This window comes from Bifidobacterium pseudolongum subsp. pseudolongum DSM 20099 (genome assembly GCF_000771225.1).
Taxonomy (GTDB): domain Bacteria; phylum Actinomycetota; class Actinomycetes; order Actinomycetales; family Bifidobacteriaceae; genus Bifidobacterium; species Bifidobacterium pseudolongum.
The window spans coordinates 50611-70207 of the sequence record NZ_JDTZ01000010.1 but is presented as its reverse complement, the minus strand read 5'-3'; the positions used below and the strand labels follow the sequence as shown (position 1 = coordinate 70207).

The following is a 19597-nucleotide window of genomic DNA, read 5'->3' as shown; positions in this document are numbered from 1 at the left end:
CATGTGCCTCAAGTCTACTGGCCGGCCAGCTCAGCCGGCGTGGCTCAGACGGCCTCCACCTTGACCGGCTGGCGTTCGGCGCCCACCGTGGTGATCTGCGCGCCCGATTTGGCCGGTGGAATGTACATGGCGATCACGTTCACGTACGTCACCTTCATCGTGCTCGTGGCCTTGCCGTCACCGAACAGCGCGCGCTCCGAATCCGAGGCGGGCAGGGACTCACGCCCCTCGCCCGCGGCGCGCGTCCACACCGAGTTGATCTGCGCCACGACCAGATCGCCGCCTTCCGAGGAACGCATGATCTGCATCTGGCCGTCCACCGGCGTGAACGTCTGCTCCTGCGACCCCTTGTTGCGTTCCATGCCCTGCTGCACGGTCTGCGAAAGGTTCTGCAGATCCTGCCGGAAGTAATCGTCGGCGAAATCGCCCGCATATTGGCTCTTCGTGCCGTTCTGCAGCACGTCCGCGTACCGCTGCACGGCCTGTTCGGGGGTCATCACCAGGTTCTCGTCGGTGGGGTGCCCCATCTGCGAGCCGATGCTCGGCACGGTGAACTTGGGCATCTCCACGCCTTGGAACAGGCGGGCCACGCCCCACAGTTTGTAGTTTTCGCGCGCGTCGCCCTGCGTGAAGACGAGCAGGCGCTTGGACTGCTGGTCTTCGGTGGTCGTGGTGATCGAGAACACGCTGCGCGGCCAGCCGTTGTCGGTGGGGATCACGGTCTGCGTGATGTCGGTGGGGATCGTGGTCTTGGGGTCGAGCTTGCCGGTTTTCTGCGCCACCTGCAGTTCGCTCGTGCGGATCTCCAGTTCGGGGCCCGACATCGCCTGCCCAAGGTTCGCTGGGTTCTTCCGCTCGTTGCAATCCTCGATTGTCTTGAGCAGCGCCGCGCGCATCTCCTTCTCCTGGTCTTCGGTCAGGTCGGGGTTCGCGCTTGCGGATTCGGTCGGCGCGCTCACCGTGGGGAGCTGCCCTTCGCACGCCGCCAGCGAGACGGTCATACCCAATGCGATCACCGCGGCTGCAACAGCCAGTGGACTACGTTTCATCACTCGTTCTCCTTGCCCTCGGACTGGTCCGCGCTGGGCTGCTGTTCGTCTCCGGCCGCCGGTTCGGCGCCCACTTCCTGCGCGAGGCGCGCGAAGTACGCCTGCAGCTCGTCGGCCGAAATGACCGACGTCGTCTCACCTTCGGCTTCGTGCTCCACCGTCTCGTCGCCGGCGGCCAGGTTCGCGTGCTCGGCCACGATGTTGCGCGCGCCGGGGTCGACCACGGTGGGCGCGCCCTGCTGCCCGGACTCGTCTTTGGCGGCGCTGGCATGGCGGCCGTGGCGGGCCGAGCCCTTCGCCCCCGCCTTCTTCGGGCGCGGCTTGAGCGCCGCGAACGTGCCGACGAGCGCCGCGCCGATCGTCGGCTCATCGGCGGACTTCGCCGCCTTGGGCTTGGCTTGCGCAGACTCCGCCTGCTTCTTGCGACGGGTGTGCGGCTCCATCGCGAAGACGGATGCGGAGAGCACCGCGAGCACCGCGCACAGGCCACCGCCGAAATACCACGGCAGTGCGAAGTCAGGCACGCGTTGGCGCACCCACTGCATGCTCAGATCCGCGCTCGGTGCCTTGGTGCCGAAGTCGATGAGCATGACCTGCGCCGGCTGCGCGTTGTTAAGGTGCATGGTTGTGGATGTGCTGCCGCATTCGACCTGCGACCACATGTCGGAATCAGCGAACGCGACCTGGTTCTGCGAAGTGGATGCGGTGCCTTTGGCCTGTTCCTCGCTTGTGGAGAGCGTCTGCCACGTGTCCAGGCCGGTCACGCGCACGTATGGTTCGCCGGCGAGCCACCCGGACACGTCTTTCGCCGACCCGACAGCCATGCACACCTGTGGTTCGGTTTGGGCCTGTTGGTCTTGCGAAGTTTGCTGATTTTGTGAATCTTCTGCCGCGTCTGCGCCGGCTTCGGTGCCACTTGACGACGCGGTTTTGCCATTGTCCGCGCTCACGGTGACGGCTGTGTCAACGAGGTCGAGCACGCCCGGGTCGATGACGACGTATTGTGTGCTGTGCGCCTGCGCGGTGGCGGTGATGTTGCGGCTGGGCTTCCAAACCGTTGAATTCAGTACGCCAAACACAATGCATGCCACGGCGAGCAATCCGAAGATGGGAGTGACGACGCCACGCATGATCCATGCGCGCCGTGTCGGCTTGGTGTGTTTGCGCGGCTGTTCCTGCGCCTCTTGGTCTGTCATCACGTGTCCCATTCTACAAAGTCGGCCCGGTGCCGGTCCGCGGTATGGCGGTGCACGCAAATCATGCCGGGACGATACTGTTATGGCTATGCATTCAACTTCTTCTTCCATAGTAACTGTTCTCATGCGCACCGCCGCGGCCGTATGCACCGCCGCGATGTGTATTTCGCTCGCGGCGTGTGGCGGCGATGACGCGAAGACCTCCGCCGGTCCGCAGAAACTGCCGCAGCTCACGGGCGTGACCGCCAAGGGCACGCCGGGAAAGAAGCCGGAAATCTCGTTCAAGACTCCGCTCTCGGTGGAAAACAATGCGACCGCCGTGTTGCAGGAGGGCGATGGCGAGGCGCTCAAGAATGGCGACCGCCTGTGCCTGCAGCTCACGCAGTACAGCCTCAAGACCGGCGAAGAGATCGCCACCACATGGGATTCCAATGTGCCGGAGTGCTCGCTCGTGTTCAATGAAGCGGATGAGCCGGGCAGCGCTGAAAGCGCCACGCTCGCGCAGATCGCGAACGCCACGCTCAAGGGCAAGAAGCTCAATACCACGTTTGGCGTCGGCATCAACGACGGCAGTGGCGACGCCCAGAACTATCTGCTTGTGGCCACGCCGGTCTCGCAGTCGACGGACCTGACCAAGGCCGAAGGCAAGAAGGTCAAGGACGTGCCCGCCGACCTGCCGAAGGTCACCACCGCCGCAGACGGCAAGCCGTCGATCGACATGAACGGCTACAAGGGCAGCGACAAGCTCGTGGCGCAGACCCTCATCGAAGGCGATGGCCCGGAGATCACCAGCAGCACGTATGCCGCCGTGGTCAAGTACACCGGCTGGCTGCTTGACGGCAAGCAGTTCGATTCGTCATGGGACCGCGGCGACACCTTCACTGCCACGCTCAACGGCGGTGTGATCCAGGGATGGACCGAAGGCCTGCGCGGCAAGAAGGTCGGCTCCCAGGTGCTGCTCGTCGTGCCGCCGGACCTCGGCTACGGAGACAAGGAGCAGGGTGAGATTCCCGCGAACTCGACGCTCGTCTTCGTCGTCGACATCCTCGCGAAGTACTGATCCTCACCGGTCCTCTCCCCTCACGGCTCCCTGCGTTTGTCAGAACAGACGCAGGGAGCCGTCTTCTACGCCACGCATGTCGTCGTAATCGAGCAGCAGGCATTCGAAGCCGCGGTCCGTGGCGAGCGTGCGCGCCTGCGGTGTGATCGTCTGGGCGGCGAAGATGCCGCGCACCGGCGCGAGCAGCGGATCCCTGTTGAGCAGTTCGCAGTACCGCGTGAGCTGTTCGACCCCGTCGATGCCGCCGTGGCGTTTGATCTCGATCGCCACATGCACGCCGTTGCCGTCGATCGCCATGATGTCGACCGGCCCGATCGCCGTCGGGTATTCGCGGCGCACCAGTGTGGCGCCTTCGCCGATGCGCTCGATCTGTTCGGCGAGGTAACGCTGCAGGTGGTCTTCCACGCCGTCTTTGATCAGTCCCGGGTCTTCCCCCAAGTCATACGTCTCGTCGGAATAGATGTGCTGCAGCGTCACTTCAAGAATGTCGGTGGATTTGGTCGCTGCCGCGCGGATCACCTTCTGCGGCACTTCGGTGGAGGGGTCGTCGTCGGCGTGGTCGGGTGTGATGTCGGTGATCGTGCACGGCGACGCCATCCAGTTGAGCGGCTTGTACGAGCCGAGTTCCGAGAAGATGAGCAGACTGTTGTCCGCTTTGATCAGCAGCACGCGGCGTGCCATGGGGAGTGTGGCTTGCAGCCGGCCGGTGTATTCGGCGCTGCAGTCGGCAACAATGATTCGCATGAGGCACCACCATAGTGGAAAAGCCGCACATGCAAAAGGCGGGCGTTGGATTCCGTGGGGAATCCAACGCCCGCCTCACATCATGCCCAGCGGTGTGTGCGTCACTGGATGCCGGTCTCGTCGACCGGGATGTTCTGCATCGGCCGCCCCTGCTCCACGACCACGGTCAGCTTGTTCGAATCGAACGAGATGAACCCGTCGGTCACTTCGAACGAATGCTTCGCGCCGTTCGGTTCGGTGACGACGAGCGGGCCTTCCTGGATGACCGAAAGCACCGGTTCGTGGCCGGGCAGAATACCGAGCCCGCCCGCATAGGCGGGCACGAGCACCGCCTTCGCCGTGCCGCTCCAAATGGGGTGCTCAGCGGAGACGATGTTCACGTCCATCGTTGTGCCGGCCATGATCAGTCACCGTATTCCTTCTGCATCTTGTGCCACTTCTTCTCGAGGTCGTCGATGCCGCCGATGCCGGAGAACGCCTGCTCGGGCACGTTGTCATACACACCGTCGCAGATGCGCGTGAACGCCTCGATCGTCTCTTCCGCGGGCACATACGAGCCGGGCACACCGGTGAACTTCTCGGCCACGTAGAAGTTCTGGCCGAGGAACTGCTCGATCTTGCGGGCGCGGTTGACGATCGTCTTGTCTTCCTCGCCGAGCTCGTCGATGCCGATGAGGGCGATGATGTCCTGCAGTTCCTTGTTGCGCTGCAGGATCGCCTTCACGCGGTTCGCGCAGTCGTAGTGCGCCTGGCCCACGTAGCGCGGATCGAGGATGCGCGAGGTGGAGGCCAGCGGGTCGACGGCCGGGTAGATGCCCTTCGACGCGATGTCACGCGAAAGCTCGGTCGTCGCGTCCAAGTGGGCAAAGGTCGTGGCCGGGGCCGGGTCGGTGTAATCGTCGGCGGGCACGTAGATCGCCTGCAGCGAAGTGATTGAGTGGCCACGCGTCGAGGTGATGCGCTCCTGGAGCGAACCCATCTCGTCGGCGAGGTTCGGCTGGTAGCCCACGGCGGAAGGCATGCGGCCCAGCAGCGTGGAGACCTCGGAACCGGCCTGCGTGAAGCGGAAGATGTTGTCGATGAACAACAGCACGTCCTGATTCTCCACGTCGCGGAAGTACTCGGCCATCGTCAGTGCGGTCAACGGCACGCGCAGACGGGTGCCCGGCTGTTCGTCCATCTGGCCGAACACAAGCGCGGTCTTCTCGAGCACGCCCGCCTCGTCCATTTCGCCGATGAGGTCGTTGCCTTCACGCGTGCGTTCGCCGACGCCGGCGAACACGGAGACGCCGCCATGGTTCTGCGCCACACGCTGGATCATCTCCTGGATGAGCACGGTCTTGCCCACGCCTGCGCCGCCGAACAGACCGATCTTGCCGCCCTGCACGTACGGGGTGAGCAAATCGATGACCTTGATGCCCGTTTCGAACATCTGGGTCTTCGATTCGAGCTGGTCGAACGCCGGCGGGTTGCGGTGGATGGGCCACCGCTCCTTGATCTCGATCTTCTCGTTGGGCTTCTTGTTGAGGATGTGGCCGGCCACGTCGAACACATGGCCCTTCGTCACGTCACCGACCGGCACCTCGATCGGGCCGCCGGTGTCGTGCACCGCGGCGCCACGCACCAGGCCGTCTGTCGATTTGAGCGCCACGCAGCGCGCGGTCGAATCGCCCATATGCTGCTCGACCTCGAGCATGATCGTGACGTGGCTCTGCTCGCCTTCCTCCTGCTGGCCCATCTGGTTGATCTCCACGGTCAGCGCATTGTAGATATCCGGCATGTGACCGACAGGGAACTCCACGTCGATGACCGATCCCTGGATACGCGTCACGTGACCGACGATGGGCTCGACGGCCTCGTCGGAAGTCGCTGTAGTCTGCTTCTCAGCCATTTCGCGTTCCTACTCTTCCTTTTTGTTCAACGCATCGGCGCTGCCGATGATTTCGGTAAGTTCCTGGGTGATCGATGCCTGGCGCGAAGCATTGAGCTTGCGGGTCAGGTCGTTGATCAGATCACGCGCGTTCTCTGTTGCGGTATGCATGGCGTTCTGCCGGCAGGCCACTTCGGAAGCCGCGGCTTCCAGCAGGCATTCGTGGATGCGTGAACGCACATACTTAGGCAGCACCGCGTCGAGCACCTCATCGAGGCTCGGCTCGAACGAATACAGCGGCATCACATGCTGTGACTCCAGCATGTCCGGACCGCCCGCCGCATGCTCATCGGATTTGATGATCTCCACGGGCAGCATGCGCAGCACGCGCACCTTCTGCACCACCATGTTGATGAACTCGGTGTACACGATGTAGAGCTCACAGACGCCGCCGTTGTCGGCGGGTGTCATGTACGCGTCCAGCAGGGCGCGCGAGATTGCGTCTGCGACTTCGACGCCAGGCTTCTCGGTATCGCCTTCCCACGTCTGTGCCAAGGGGCGGTTGCGGTACTTGTAGTACGACACACCGCGGCGCCCATAGACGAACAGTTCCGGCTCCTTGCCTGCCCCCTCCAGTCGGTTGAGCAGATCTTCGGTCTCGCGAATGATCGACGAAGTGTACGCGCCGGCCATACCGCGGTCCGCCGTCAGGGCAAGCACGGCAACACGAGGGTTGTCTTCTTCCTTCCTGACGATCGGATGCGCGATATGGGAGTGAGATACCAGTGTCTGGACGGCATCGAAAATCGCATCAGTGTACGGCTTCGCGTTGAGCGCCACCTCACGGGCCTGCGCGATGTGCGAAGCCGCGATCATCTCCTGGGCATTGAAGATCTTCTCCAATGAACCCGTGGAAACGATTCTGCTCTTTAATGCGAGTTGCGATGCCATAGGTTACTTCTTTTCTGCGCTCTTGGCCGCAGGCGCCTTGCGGCTCTGGGCCTTGATCTGCTCCTGGTCGACCGGCGTGGCGCCCTTCGGCACCGGCTTCTTGTCGACGAGCGGCTTGCCGGCCTTGGTGACGTACGTCTCACGGAAGGCGTTCACGGCCTTGTCGAGGGCCGCTTCGGTCTCCTTGGTGAAATCGCCGGTGTCGCGAATGGTCTTGAGGATGTCGGTGTTGCTGCTCACGTATTCGAGCAGGCCGCGTTCGAACGGCAGCACGTCGACGATCTCCAGATCGTCGAGCTTGCCGTTCGTGCCGGCCCACACCGAAACGACTTCCTGCTCCATCGAGTATGGCGAGAACTGCGGCTGCTTGAGCAGCTCGGTCAGGCGCGCGCCCCGGTTGAGCTGGGCCTTCGACGCTGCATCCAGGTCGGACGCGAACATGGCGAAGGATTCAAGCGAGCGGTACCGTGCCAGCGAGATCTTCAGCGTGCCGGAGACCTTCTTCAGCGCCTTCGTCTGCGCGGCGCCACCAACTCGGGAAACCGAGATGCCCACGTCCACTGCGGGGCGCTGGCCGGCGTTGAACAGGTCGGACTGCAGGAAGATCTGTCCGTCGGTGATCGAGATCACGTTCGTCGGGATGTACGCGGAGACGTCGTTCGCCTTCGTCTCGACGATCGGCAGGCCGGTCATCGAACCGCCGCCCAGATCGTCGGAGACACGCGCGCAGCGTTCCAGCAGGCGCGAATGCAGGTAGAAGACGTCGCCCGGGTACGCTTCACGCCCCGGCGGGCGGCGCAGCAGCAGCGAGATCGAACGGTACGCTTCAGCCTGCTTCGACAGGTCGTCGAACACGATGAGCACGTCTTTGCCGTGGTACATCCAGTGCTGGCCGATGGCCGAGCCGGTGTACGGGGCGATGTATTTGAAGCCTGCGGAATCGGACGCCGGGGAGGCCACGATTGTGGTGTATTCCATGGCGCCGGCCTCTTCGAGGCTCTGCTTGACTGAGGCGATCGTGGAGCCCTTCTGGCCGATGGCCACGTAGATGCAACGCACCTGCTTCTTCGGGTCGCCGGACTCCCAGTTCGTCTTCTGGTTGATGATTGTGTCGATCGCGATGGCGGTCTTGCCCGTCTGGCGGTCGCCGATGATGAGCTGGCGCTGGCCGCGGCCGATCGGCGTCATCGCGTCGATCGCCTTGAGGCCGGTGGACATTGGCTCATCGACCGGGTGGCGGTGCATCACGTCGGGCGCCTGCGCCTCGAGGATACGGCGGCCTTCGCTCTTGATCTCGCCAAGGCCATCGATCGGGTTGCCCAGTGGGTCGACGACACGGCCCAGGAACCCGTCACCGACCGGCACCGAAAGCACTTCGCCGGTGCGGCGCACTTCCTGCCCCTCTTCGATGCCGACGAAATCGCCGAGGATAACCACGCCGATTTCGCGGGCGTCCAGATTGAACGCCAGGCCAAGGGTGCCGTCCTCGAAGGTCAGCAGCTCGTTAGCCATGCAACCAGGCAGTCCCGTCACGTGCGCAATGCCGTCACCAGCGGTGGCGACGTGGCCCACTTCCTGGGTCGGCGTGTCGGATGGCTTGTACGAATCGACAAAGTCATCGAGCGCCTTGCGTATCGTGGCGGGATCAATGGTCAATTCTGCCATGATCACTCCTTAGTGTTGTGTATACATTCGCTTGCGGTCCGCGCGCGGCGCGGGGCCTGCATGACGCGCTGCGGCGTCAGTCGTTGGTTCCGGCTTTCACCTTACGCTTGAGATTCTGCAATTGCGCGATCACCGTGTTGTCGGTGACTTCATCGCCCACCTGAATGCGCATGCCGCCCATGACCGTCTCGTCGACGACAGAGTGGATGTGCACGGGGCGCCCGACCTTCTTCGAATAGATCTGCGCGAGTCGTTCGGACTGCGCGTCGGTCAGCGGCGCCGCGGTGGTCACCGTGACCATCGATTCGCCCATATGCCGGGAGAATTTGTTGATGAGCCACTGGATCGTCTCGAGATAACGGCGGTTGCGCGGGTTGCGCGTGCTGTGCGTGGCGAGCCTGACCGTGATCTTGTTGAAGTTCCCGTTGCCGATGAGCGCGTGCAGCAGGTCGTACCGGGCCTGAATCGGACTGTCCGCGTTGGACAGGTCCGCGCGGACGACCGGCAGGTTGAGCAGCGCGGATTGCAGTTCGGCAAGTTCGATGGACACACGCAGCGTGACACCGTCCTTGTCTGCCTGGTACATCATCGCGTCCACCGCGAAGTCCTCCACGGCGTTGTCGATGTCGTACGCACGGCTCCAGCTGCGCGAGACGAGATCGGTCATGATTTCCATCGTCATCGGCTGCACTCTGCCGCCGATGAGCTCGTCGAGCAGCTTCACCTTGTCCGCCACGGGCCGGCCGGGATCGGTCAGCGCGCGCTGCAGACGCGGATTATGGTCGAGCGTGCAGGTGATGCCGAACAGTTCGTCGCCGATCTGCCAGGCGTCGTCACCGGATGCGCGCAGTTTCGCGGCAAACGAATCACGCGATTCGCGATCGGCCACTCGTGATGCCTCTCCTCGCATCTGGTCACCTCCCTTCCTTGCGGATTGGCGCTACTTGTTCTCGCCCTGCTCCATGTCGGAGATCATCTGGTCGATCATGTCCGACTGCATGGCGCTGTCTTTGAGTTCGGAACCAAGAATCTTCTCAGCGAGCGAAGTCGCCAGCGTGCCGACTTCACCCTTGAGACTCACCATGGCCTTCTGCTGCTGCGATTCCAGCGAACGCTGGGCGTTCGCCGTGATCTGCGCGGCCTCGGTCTCGGCGCGCGAACGCGCGTCGGCGATGATGTGCGACGCCTCGGCGCGCGCATCGTCACGGATCTTGGAAGCCTCCACGCGGGCGGTGCTCAGCTGGGCCTGGTACTTCTTCTTCGCTTCGTCCGCGTCTTTCTGGGCCTGCTCCGCCTTGGCGATGCCACCCTCGATCTTCGCGGCGCGTTCATCGAATATGGACTGGAACTTCGGCAGGAAGAACTTGTAGAAGAACGCGGCCACGATCAACAGGATGATCAGCGACCACACGATGTCATAGACCTTGGGGATGAACAAATCAACGCCTTCGGCGGCCATGGTCACCATGATGCCCTCCTCCTTTCATGTCCTGGTTGGAATTGCTTCGTGTCTCAGATCCGTTCGATCACTGGAAGATGAACGCGGCGACGAAGCCGAGCAGTGCCAGAACCTCGACGAACGCGAGACCGAGGAACATCAGCGTCTGCAGACGGCCGCCAAGTTCAGGCTGGCGCGCCGTGCTTTCGATCGTCTTGCCGATCAGGATGCCCAGACCGATGCCAGGACCAATGGCTGCGAGACCATAGCCGACGACGTTCAGGTTGCCCGCAACCTCAGCGAGGGTAACGATATCCATGGTTGTTTCCTTTCTGGTTATTGCCTTGTGGCAACACATTTGTTATTGGCCGGCGGTCAGTCGATCTCCGGATAGCTCATGTTGATGTACGCGGTGGTCAGGATCGCGAAGATGTAGGCCTGCAGGCACGCCACAAGCACCTCGAACAGGTACATGAACAGACCCGCTGCGAAGGTGACGACGCCGAACGGCATCATGACCTTGTTCACCACGTCGATCAGGAAATACTGCGTGGCCGAAAGGCACAGCGCAAGAATCAAATGGCCCGAAACCATGTTGGCGAACAGTCGGATCGTCAGCGAGAACGGGCGGATCACCAGCAGCTCAAGCAGCTGGATCGGGCTCAGCAGAATGTAGATCGGCCACGGCACGCCCTTCGGGAAGAGCTCGTCGCGCAGGAAGTGCCCGAGGCCCTTTTCGCGGATGCCGGCAATCCAATACTGCACAAAGCACCACATGGCGAACACGAGCGGCAAGGTGATCGTCGCGCTCGCCGCGATGTTCATGCCGGGGACCTCGCCGCACAGGTTGAAAACGAGCAGCGTGAGGAACACGGTGGTGATCATCGGCACATAGCGCTTGCCGCGCACTTCGCCCATCACCTGGTACACGATGTCGTTCTTCACGAAATCGATGACCCACTCCACCGCGCTCTGCCAGCGGCCTGGGATCAGCTTCGCGCGCGCCGCGGTGATGCCGAGCACCAACAGCATGATGACCGTGGCGAGGATGCGCACAAAGATGATGCGGTTGATGGCGAACGGGGTGCCCTCGAACAGAATCTCCGGGGGAAGAAAGTCTTCAATGCTTGGCATTTCCATCGATGCCTCTGCAAGCGTGGCTGCGCCCGCGGCGAATACATCAACCATTCATGCCTCCTGAATCCGAATGTTCTGCTGTTAGTCTAATCCAAGTTGTTCCGCGAATGTGACGGCAAGATTTCCATGCAAGACGCAGCCGCGTCTCGCTGCGCGCGTCCGGCGTGTCGTTGTTCATCTTCTCGTCTTCACGGTTCCTTCAGAACTCGTCGCAACGTGATTATTGGCTCGCCAGTGGACATCTGGCGCAACGGGGAGCGTATCGGTCGCTCTTAGCGAACGATGAGCCCGTAGCCGTCGTCGAGGAACGGGCGGAAGCCGTCTTCGCGCGGCGGGCATGGCGCATGGCGCACCACATGGTCGGTGCCGAGCTTGCCCTGCGCGCGCAATCCGGGGACTTCGGTCAGGTCGTACGGCGTCATCTGGTACACCCAGTTGATCCAGTTGCGCCACAGCAGGTTCGCGTGCGCGCGCCACGAGAACAGCGGTGCGATCCGCGGGTCGTCGTGGGGGAAGTAATTGCACGGAAACGGCACGTTTGTCAGTCCGCGCTTCATATCGCGCTCGTATTCTTCTGCGAGCGTATATTTGCCGTACTCCCAGTGGCCGAGCGCGAACACCTCGCTGAAATCGCGCGTGGAGATCAGGCCGGGGCCGGACTCGGGACCCCACGTCAGCACCTGCAGTTCGGGGCGTGCCGCGATGTCGCGTTCGTCGACACCCGCGACGCGCGAATGCGGCTGCAGCGCGATCTCGTCGAAGCCGTTGGTGAGGAAGCAGTATTCGTCCTGCAGGAACTGCGGGAACACGCCGAACAGTTTCTCGTCGAGGTCCACTTTGCGTACGCCATACCGGTGGCGCAGCGCGCCCATCGCGCCCCAGCACAGGTACATCGTGGAAAAGACGTGGCTTGCGGCCCAGTCGAGGATGCGCCGGAACTCGTCCCAGTAGTCCACCTGCTCGAACGGCAGGTGTTCCACCGGTGCGCCGGTCACGATCAGGCCGTCGTAATAATTGTCCGCGAACGACTCAAGCGGTTCGTAGAACTTCACCAGGTGATCCGCGCTCACGTGCGTCGATTCGTGCGTGCTCGTCTTCATGAAGTCGATCTCGACCTGCAGCGGCGATTTCGAGATCAGGCGCAGCAACTGCGTCTCCGTCTCGATCTTCTTGGGCATGAGGTTGAGGATCACCATCTTGAGCGGGCGCACACGCTGGCGTTCCGCCTCGGGCTTTTCGAGCGCGAAGATGCGCTCGGAGTCGAGGATCGCGCGCGCAGGCAGGCCACCGGGAATCTTGATAGGCATGCTCTTCATTATCTGCGCGCGCCTGACGAGCGCCCGGCAAGTGTTCACTGCGCGGACCGAATGGTGGAATATGGCGCGACACGCCGAGTATTGACATAACGCTGCATCTGAGTATGCTTAATAGAGCTGTTCAAAAACAGCCGGCGCGGGGTGGAGCAGCTCGGTAGCTCGCTGGGCTCATAACCCAGAGGTCCAAGGTTCAAATCCTTGCCCCGCTACTAGCACAAGCTGGGAACCATAAGGTTCCCAGCTTTTTTGTTTGCAGCGGATGTCAAAGGCGATTGATGGCTGTTGGGGCTGGCAACAGCCGGCCGCGGCTGGCAGCTAGACACCGACAGTCATCAGCCACACCCCACATGACCGTTGGTGTCTAAGGAGCCGACATCCACAGCCATCAACTGCACTCCATATGGGTGTCCATGTCTGGTGGGCAGACACCGACGAGCATCGATTATGTCCCACGTGACCGTTGGTGTCTAGGGAGCAGAGATCCACAGCCACCTCCATGGCCATCTTCGCAGTCGATATCGCGCACAAACCAGCGCGCACATAACGCATTTATGGCGGCAAGCTGAATAGTTCAGCCCAGTAGCTGAATCGCTTAGGACAATTGGATGAACTGCGTATATTGAAGCTGACTGGCTATATATCTATATTTAAGGAGTTCATATGGCTGACGCTACTAACACCGCCCCTCTTGCGGGCATCAAGGTCATCGACTGGACCCAGGTGCAGTCTGGCCCTTCGTGCACCCAGATGCTGGCTTGGCTGGGCGCAGAAGTCATCAAGCTCGAGAAGGTCAAGGGCGGCGACCCGACCCGTAACGAGATGAATGATGTCGACGGCTCCTATTCGCTGTACTTCCTGCAGCTCAACGCCAACAAGAAGTCGATCACGCTGGATATGAAGGATCCGGAAGGCAAGAAGATCCTGACCGATCTGCTCAAAGACGCCGACGTCTTTGTCGAGAACATCGGCCCTGGCGACGTGGAGAAGCTCGGCTTCGGCTGGGACGAGGTCCACAAGATCAACCCGAAGCTGATCATGGCTTCGCTGAAAGGCTTCAACCGGGGCAGCCGCTTCGAGCATGTCAAGGCCTTCGAGCCGGTCGCGCAGTGCGCGGGCGGCGCGGCCTCCACGACCGGCTGGTGGGAAGGCGACAAGAACATCCCGACCCAGTCCGGCGCGGCGCTCGGTGATTCGAACACCGGCATGCACCTGCTCATCGGCATCCTGACCGCACTGCTGCAGCGTGAGCGCACGGGTGAAGGCGTCTTCGTCTACCAGTCCATGCAAAACGCGGTGCTCAACCTGTGCCGTATCAAGCTGCGTGATCAGCTCATCCTCGACCATCTGCATCAGCTGTCGTACTACGACTGCTATCCGGGCTACAAGTTCGGCAAGGCGATTCCGCGTGCGGCCAACGCCGAAGGTGGCCTCGTGCTCGGCTGGTGCTACCGTGCGAAGGGCTGGGAGACCGACCCGAACGCGTACGTGTACATCGTGATCCAGCAGTCGCAGAAGGGCTTCGAGAACTTCTGCAACGCTATGGGCTTCCAGGATTGGCTCACCGATCCGAAGTTCAGCACGCCGAACGCGCGCGACGAGCACAAGCAGGAAGTGTACAAGCGCGTTGAGCAGTACACGATGCAGTACGACAAGTACACGCTGACCAAGGAACTCGGTGCGAAGGGCGTCCCGGTCGGCCCGGTGCTCGATTGGAACGAGCTCGAGAACGACCCCGACCTGAACTCCGACGGTACGCTCATCACGATCGACCAGGGCGATGCCCGTGGCACGTTCAAGACGATCGGCATGCCGTTCACGCTGAGCAACTACACGCCTGACTACCAGCGTGCACCGAAGCTCGGCGAGAACAACGAGGAGATCCTGACCTCCCTCGGCTACACCGAGGACCAGATCAAGGAGCTCGCGGAGAAGGGCGTCATCGGCGGCAACGATGGCGTCAAGGCGGACCTTGTGGCCGCCCCGGCCAACGACTGATCCGTCAGTCTGACCGACTCTTCCTATAATGAATGGTGCCTGTGCATCCGTGGTGGTGCACAGGCACCATTCATATATATAGTCATAAGGATTAGCCACGGCAATGCCGCCGTTCACTCGGGATGGCTGTGCATGTCTAAGGTCAACCATGGTTTGTCGCCGGAATTGCTCTGCACAGCTGTAGGTGTCTAAGGTCAACCATGGAAGTCCATCGCAGCGGCTTGAGATGGACGTAGATTGCTGAGCCTAGACACCGAGTGCCGTCAATCGAGGGTGATATGGCTGTTGGTGGCTGGACATCGATGTCCGCGTCCATGGCGGTGGCATAAACGGCGAATTCAGCGTACGCATCAGCCCCGCCGCTACGGGTAGTGTTCTTTCTGCTACGGGTAGTGCCTCCTTGGGTAACAACCACGTACAATCGTTGAAAAACCAAGGTTTTTAGTGATGTAGAAATTGGCAGAGCACTACCCGTAGCAAAGAGGCTCCCAGCACAAAAGGGCTCCCCGCCAATGTGGCGGGGAGCCCCAAGATGATGGATACCGTTTAGCGCACCATCAGTGGACACACAGCGGCACGAGCCAGATCCACAGCAGGCAGGTGACGGCGAACACAACGGTCGAAACCGCTGTCGTGGAGGCGCCTTCCTTGACGTAGATGTTGTAACGGCTCGAGATGATGATGCCGGAGAACGCCGGCGGGAGCGCGACGGCCATGACAAGCATCGAGAGCTTGTTGACGTCGTGGCCCATGCCGCACAGCAGGCCAATGCCGAGGAACGCGGCAGGGGTCAGGATCAGGCGGTAGAAGGTGTTCCAAATCGTCTCCCAACCGAGCGAGAACTTGACGGTCGAAAGCGCCAGACCAGCGGCGAGCACGGCCACGCCGGAGTTCGCCTTGGCGATCAGGTCGAAGGTCGGGGCCACCTGGTCAGGTACACGCACGCCGATGAGCACGAGCACGATGGCGAGCAACGGGGCCCAGCAGACCGGCTGCTTCAACGCGTTGACGAGCGCGGCGAGGTTGCTGTTCTTCTTCTTGCCCATGTTGGAGGACTTGGAGACCATGACTTCGGCGTTCTTGTCTTTCGTGGCGTCTTTGGTAGGGTCGACGGCCACGTCGGCCTTCGGCTCCTTGACCGTCACTTCGCCCTTGGCGGTCGTGGTGACTGCGGCGGAGAGCTTGGCGCGGTCCTTGGCCTGGCCGAGGTTGATCAGATACATGCCGATCGGGATGGTCACGGCGTTCACCACGATCGAGATGATCGCGATGACGAGGTTGGTGCTCACGGTGTCGCCATAGATAGGATCAAGCACGGCGAAGCCGAGGAAGCCGATCGTCGGCGAACCGGCGATCAGGGCGCACACGGCCGCTTCCTGGATGCTGTGCTTGAACATGAGGCGACACAGGTAGTAGCTGAGCATGAACATGACGATGATGCCGACGAATCCGAGGATCGTCAGTGTGGTGTCTTGGGCGAGCTCCTCACGGGTCGCCTTGACGATGGAGATGAACAATGCGGCCGGCAGTGCGATGTTGAGCACGACCTTGTTGAGGCCCTGTCGCTGATCGTCGTCGAAATAGCTGAGCTTGCCGCAGACATATCCCAACGCCATGATGACGATGATCGGGATGATGTCGTTAACCAAAATCTGTACCATGATGAAAACTTTCTTCTCTTCGATGGCGGATGCCCAGGGCGATGGGGCGCCGCGGCCATGACGTCAGTAGGGCCGCGGCGTACCCTGCCGCCCCATATCAGGCATCGATCACATATGTGCGCCTTCGATGTATGGGTCAGAGGTCACCTCGGAGGTCGCGAGCGGACCCACGACCGGCTTCGGATTGAGGTTGCTGATGTGGCCGGATTCCTTGCCGGCGTAGTCAGCGAGCTGCACATGCACGAAGCTCGGCTTGCCGGAGGCGACCGCCTCGCCGACCATCTGCTCGACTTCATCCGGCGTGGTGGCGTAATAGCCCTTGCCGCCGAACGCCTCGATCATCTTCTCATAATGGGCGTCGTAGGTCAGGGTGAGCGGCGAGGGGTCGCCGTCCTTGCCGAGGTTCTCGAAATCACCACGGTAGATGCCGCCGTTGTTGAGCACCACGAAGGTGATCGGCAGGTTGTAGCGGCATGCCACTTCGACTTCCATGCCGTCGAATCCGAAACCGGAGTCGCCGCCGATGTACAGCACCTTTTTGCCGGTCGCCACAGCGGCGCCGATCGAATAGCCGACGGCGCAGCCCATGACGCCCCACGTGCCGCAGTCAAGGCGGTGACGGGGCTGGTAGATGTCGATGATGTTGCGGCAGTCATCGAGCGTGTTGGCGCCTTCGTTGGTGAGGATGACGTCCTTGTTCTGGTCGTAGACCTTCTTGATCGCGCCGAGCGCGTCGTAATGACCCATCGGCACCTTGCCGGAGTTGAGGCGCGCGGCAAACTTCTCGTCGTTCTTCTGGGAGTCGGCCTGAATGGCGCCGAGCCACTCCTGGGATGCCTTGAACGGGGTCTTCTCAAGGCCGGCGTTGAGCATCGTCATGGCGGACTTGATGTCGCCGACGACCGGGCACGCGATCGGACGTGCGTTCTCGATCTCGTTCGGGTCAATCTCAATCTGGATGAACTTGACGTTCGGATTCCATTCCTTGCCTTCGCCGAAGTTCAGCATCCAGTTGAGGCGGGCGCCCACGAGCAGCACCACGTCGGCGGTGCGCAGCGCGAGACCACGGGCGCTGGCGGTGCAATGCGGGTCGTCGTCCGGGATGAGGCCCTTGGCCATCGACATGGGCTGGAACGGGATGTCGGTCTTCGAGACGAACTCCTGCAGCTCGTCTTCGGCCTGCGCGAGCGCGGCGCCCTTGCCCACGAGCATGAGCGGGTTCTTGGCTTCGCTCAGCAGCTTGAGTGCCTCGTCGATCGACGCCTGCGCCGGAGGCATGACCGGGTTCGGCTGGTTCGCGGTCCACAGCTTGGCCGCGGCCTCATCCTTGTCCATCGTCTGTGCCACGGCGTCATCCGGGAAGTCGATGTAGACGGCGCCCGGGCGGCCGGAGCATGCGATGTGCATGGCGCGGGCCACGGCGAGCGGGATGTCCTCGATCTTGTCGATGCGGAAGGATTCCTTGCAGAAGGCCTTCGCGTAGTTCATCTGGTCGAGGCCCTCGTATTCGCCTTCGTGCATGTCGACGACGTTGCGGGTCGAGGAACCGCCGATCATGATGACCGGGAAACCATTGGTGGTGGCCTCGAGCATGGCGGCGAGCCCATTGAGGAAGCCTGGGGCGGAGACGGTCAATGCCACGGCCGGCTTGCCGGTCAGGAAGCCCTCGGCCGCGGCTGCGTTGACCGCGTCCTCCTCGTGGCGCATGCCGATGTAGCGCATGCCCATGCCCTGCGCGATACGCGCGAAATCGGTCACCGGGATGCCGACGACACCGTACATGTTCTTGATGCCGTTCGCCATGAGCGTCTGGGCCAGGTAGTGCGGCGAATCGGTGAGATTCTGCTCCGGAGCCTGGGTGGTTGTTGTTTCGTCAGTCATGAACTTTCCTCCTATCGGAACGTTGCTACCCCGATTCTAAGGTTGTTCACGCTGGTTCGATTCAAGGAAAGCGCTTAGCGTATTTTATGCTCAGCGCTATGTTGTTCCTCGTTGTGGCGCGTGCGGCGGCGCTGTTCGCGAATCGCCTCGCTTTGCGCGGCCAGCTCAGCCGAACCGGCGACATGATGCAACGCCGTGGCGGCGGCCATCACGAAATCGGTGAATCCGGCATCATCATGCACTTCATTGCTCGCCACGGCGGCGCGGACATTGGAGAAGAATCGATGCCAGCCCGACCGTGCGAGCACATCGATGCTCGCCCCATACATGCCCACCGGGTAGCCGAAGAGGAATGCAATGGCCACACCCACTGCGAGGAACGGGAACATGCCCCATCCGAAAATCTCACAGCCCAGCAGCACCGCCGACATCGGGCAGCGGTTGAACGCCGCGAGGAAGCAGATCGAACCGAGTGCCGCGCCGAACAGCGGTTCGATGCCGGTCATGGCGAAGCAGGCCGAGCCCAGCAGGCCGCCGATGCAGAACGACGGCATGATCTCGCCGCCTTTGAACCACATGCCGAGGCACAGCACGGTCAGCAGCATCTTGATGGCGAAGTCGAACGACAGGTCGGGCATGTTGAGCACATCGTTGAGCATCATGCCGCCCGAACCGGTGAAACGCCACCAGCCGAACATGCTGACGAGCGCCGCGAACAACAGGCCACCCGCGATCACCCATACATAATAATTGCGCCGGATGCGCATGGTGAGCGCCTGCAGCAGGCGTATGGCGATGGCGAACACACTGCCCGCCACGGCCGCGGCGATGCCGACGACGATGCACGCGCCGATGACGCGCCATGAGACCGACGGCACAGGCACGGTGCTGATGACGTCCCCGATGCCGAAATGATTGGAGATGAGGAAGGCGATGAAGCATGCGATGAGCATGGAGACCACATACTGCAGCTGCGTGAACCGCATGAGCTCGAGCACGAGCATGCACGAACCCAACGGGGCGAAGAACAGTGCCGAAAACGCCGCGGCCATGCCGGTCGACGCGATGTAACGGTTGATTTCGTAGGTGTCGTCGTGGTTCTCGCGGCGCAGGATGTTGTGCAGGCGGAACGGCCTGGCGATCGTTGAGCCCAGGCTTGCGCCGATCTGCAAGGCGCCGGCCTCCTTGCCCACCGAACCTCCGGCCATGATCGTCATGCCCGTGGAGAACAGGATGCCCGGCGCGAGCAGTGCGCTCAGATGGTCGCCTGCGCGCATCTTCTCGATGACCGCGTCCGTCGTCAGGTTGAGCGGCAGTTTCCACCATTTGTACATGAGCAATTGCATGACGCCCATCACCGGCAGCAGCCAGATGAGCCACGGAGCGCGTTCGAAGAGGTGGCGCGCCGCGCCCACGAACAGGCACAGCACGATCGACGCGAACCCGCATGCCACACCGCACAGGCACGCGAACAGGACGTGCCGCGCCACCTGCGCCCAGTCGAACCGGGCAGGCAGCTGAACGTCCTGCCGCGTGGAGCCGGCCTGCTGGGCGGTGCGCGGTGCTTGTGTCTTCGTGCTCATGTCATCCTCTGTTTGCGCCATGCGGGCGCGTGTGTTCCTAGCTACCACGTA

The 19597-nt window shown here is 62.1% G+C and carries 17 protein-coding genes and 1 tRNA gene; 3 read left to right on the top strand and 15 right to left on the bottom strand.

Translation table 11 applies throughout. The features are described from left to right. Positions 1 to 44: 44 nt before the first annotated feature. Together OU02_RS06770 and OU02_RS06765 are read right to left on the bottom strand one after the other, a co-directional pair. Complete coding sequence (locus OU02_RS06770) at positions 45 to 1049, bottom strand: DUF8094 domain-containing protein (protein WP_033489506.1); 1005 nt, start codon at positions 1047 to 1049, stop codon at positions 45 to 47. Further along, positions 1049 to 2245, bottom strand: a complete 1197-nt coding sequence (locus OU02_RS06765) for a hypothetical protein (protein WP_051918318.1) — start codon at positions 2243 to 2245, stop codon at positions 1049 to 1051. Before OU02_RS06765 ends, OU02_RS06770 begins: the two co-directional genes overlap by 1 nt. 124 nt (positions 2246 to 2369) lie before the next feature. Here OU02_RS06765 and OU02_RS06760 point away from each other — a divergent pair, with 124 nt between their 5' ends. After that, the gene (locus tag OU02_RS06760) at positions 2370 to 3305 is read left to right on the top strand and encodes an FKBP-type peptidyl-prolyl cis-trans isomerase (RefSeq protein ID WP_033489505.1); all 936 of its coding nucleotides are present in this window, start codon (positions 2370 to 2372) and stop codon (positions 3303 to 3305) included. A gap of 39 nt (positions 3306 to 3344) precedes the next feature. Here the strand turns inward: OU02_RS06760 and nucS are convergent, their stop codons facing one another. From nucS to OU02_RS06710, 10 genes are all read right to left on the bottom strand, one after another. Then, on the bottom strand, positions 3345 to 4049 hold the full coding sequence (gene nucS / locus OU02_RS06755; protein WP_033489504.1) for an endonuclease NucS: 705 nt from the start codon (positions 4047 to 4049) through the stop codon (positions 3345 to 3347). Between the two features lie 101 nt (positions 4050 to 4150). After that, the gene (locus OU02_RS06750) at positions 4151 to 4450 is read right to left on the bottom strand and encodes a F0F1 ATP synthase subunit epsilon (protein ID WP_033489503.1); all 300 of its coding nucleotides are present in this window, start codon (positions 4448 to 4450) and stop codon (positions 4151 to 4153) included. Positions 4451 to 4452: 2 nt separating this feature from the next. After that, entirely contained in the window at positions 4453 to 5940 is a 1488-nt protein-coding gene (gene atpD / locus OU02_RS06745) for a F0F1 ATP synthase subunit beta (RefSeq protein ID WP_033489502.1), read from the bottom strand. A gap of 9 nt (positions 5941 to 5949) precedes the next feature. Next, complete coding sequence (locus OU02_RS06740) at positions 5950 to 6870, bottom strand: F0F1 ATP synthase subunit gamma (protein WP_033489501.1); 921 nt, start codon at positions 6868 to 6870, stop codon at positions 5950 to 5952. Positions 6871 to 6873: 3 nt separating this feature from the next. Then, the gene (gene atpA, locus OU02_RS06735) at positions 6874 to 8535 is read right to left on the bottom strand and encodes a F0F1 ATP synthase subunit alpha (RefSeq protein WP_033489500.1); all 1662 of its coding nucleotides are present in this window, start codon (positions 8533 to 8535) and stop codon (positions 6874 to 6876) included. A 76-nt stretch (positions 8536 to 8611) separates the two neighbouring features. Continuing rightward, entirely contained in the window at positions 8612 to 9445 is an 834-nt protein-coding gene (locus OU02_RS06730) for a F0F1 ATP synthase subunit delta (protein ID WP_033489499.1), read from the bottom strand. A 30-nt stretch (positions 9446 to 9475) separates the two neighbouring features. Beyond that, positions 9476 to 10000, bottom strand: coding sequence for a F0F1 ATP synthase subunit B (locus tag OU02_RS06725; protein WP_180326990.1), 525 nt, complete (start codon positions 9998 to 10000; stop codon positions 9476 to 9478). 61 nt (positions 10001 to 10061) lie between these two features. After that, on the bottom strand, positions 10062 to 10292 hold the full coding sequence (atpE, locus tag OU02_RS06720) for an ATP synthase F0 subunit C (RefSeq protein WP_004219171.1): 231 nt from the start codon (positions 10290 to 10292) through the stop codon (positions 10062 to 10064). 56 nt (positions 10293 to 10348) lie between these two features. Beyond that, positions 10349 to 11161, bottom strand: coding sequence for a F0F1 ATP synthase subunit A (atpB, locus tag OU02_RS06715; RefSeq protein ID WP_033489497.1), 813 nt, complete (start codon positions 11159 to 11161; stop codon positions 10349 to 10351). 221 nt (positions 11162 to 11382) lie between these two features. Next, positions 11383 to 12417 (bottom strand): homoserine O-succinyltransferase, encoded by a 1035-nt coding sequence (locus OU02_RS06710; protein ID WP_033489496.1) that lies wholly within the window; start codon positions 12415 to 12417, stop codon positions 11383 to 11385. 144 nt (positions 12418 to 12561) lie between these two features. Between OU02_RS06710 and OU02_RS06705 the strand changes: the two genes are divergently transcribed. Both OU02_RS06705 and frc read left to right on the top strand, forming a co-directional pair. Next, positions 12562 to 12635 (top strand) — tRNA-Met (locus OU02_RS06705). 451 nt (positions 12636 to 13086) lie between these two features. Beyond that, on the top strand, positions 13087 to 14421 hold the full coding sequence (gene frc, locus OU02_RS06700) for a formyl-CoA transferase (protein WP_033489495.1): 1335 nt from the start codon (positions 13087 to 13089) through the stop codon (positions 14419 to 14421). 557 nt (positions 14422 to 14978) lie between these two features. Here the strand turns inward: frc and OU02_RS06695 are convergent. From OU02_RS06695 to OU02_RS06685, 3 genes are all read right to left on the bottom strand, one after another. Beyond that, positions 14979 to 16082 (bottom strand): AEC family transporter, encoded by a 1104-nt coding sequence (locus OU02_RS06695; RefSeq protein WP_033489494.1) that lies wholly within the window; start codon positions 16080 to 16082, stop codon positions 14979 to 14981. Between the two features lie 108 nt (positions 16083 to 16190). Beyond that, the gene (gene oxc / locus OU02_RS06690) at positions 16191 to 17963 is read right to left on the bottom strand and encodes an oxalyl-CoA decarboxylase (protein ID WP_033489493.1); all 1773 of its coding nucleotides are present in this window, start codon (positions 17961 to 17963) and stop codon (positions 16191 to 16193) included. A 74-nt stretch (positions 17964 to 18037) separates the two neighbouring features. Further along, positions 18038 to 19546 (bottom strand): chloride channel protein, encoded by a 1509-nt coding sequence (locus OU02_RS06685; RefSeq protein ID WP_238552015.1) that lies wholly within the window; start codon positions 19544 to 19546, stop codon positions 18038 to 18040. Between the last annotated feature and the right edge of the window lie 51 nt (positions 19547 to 19597).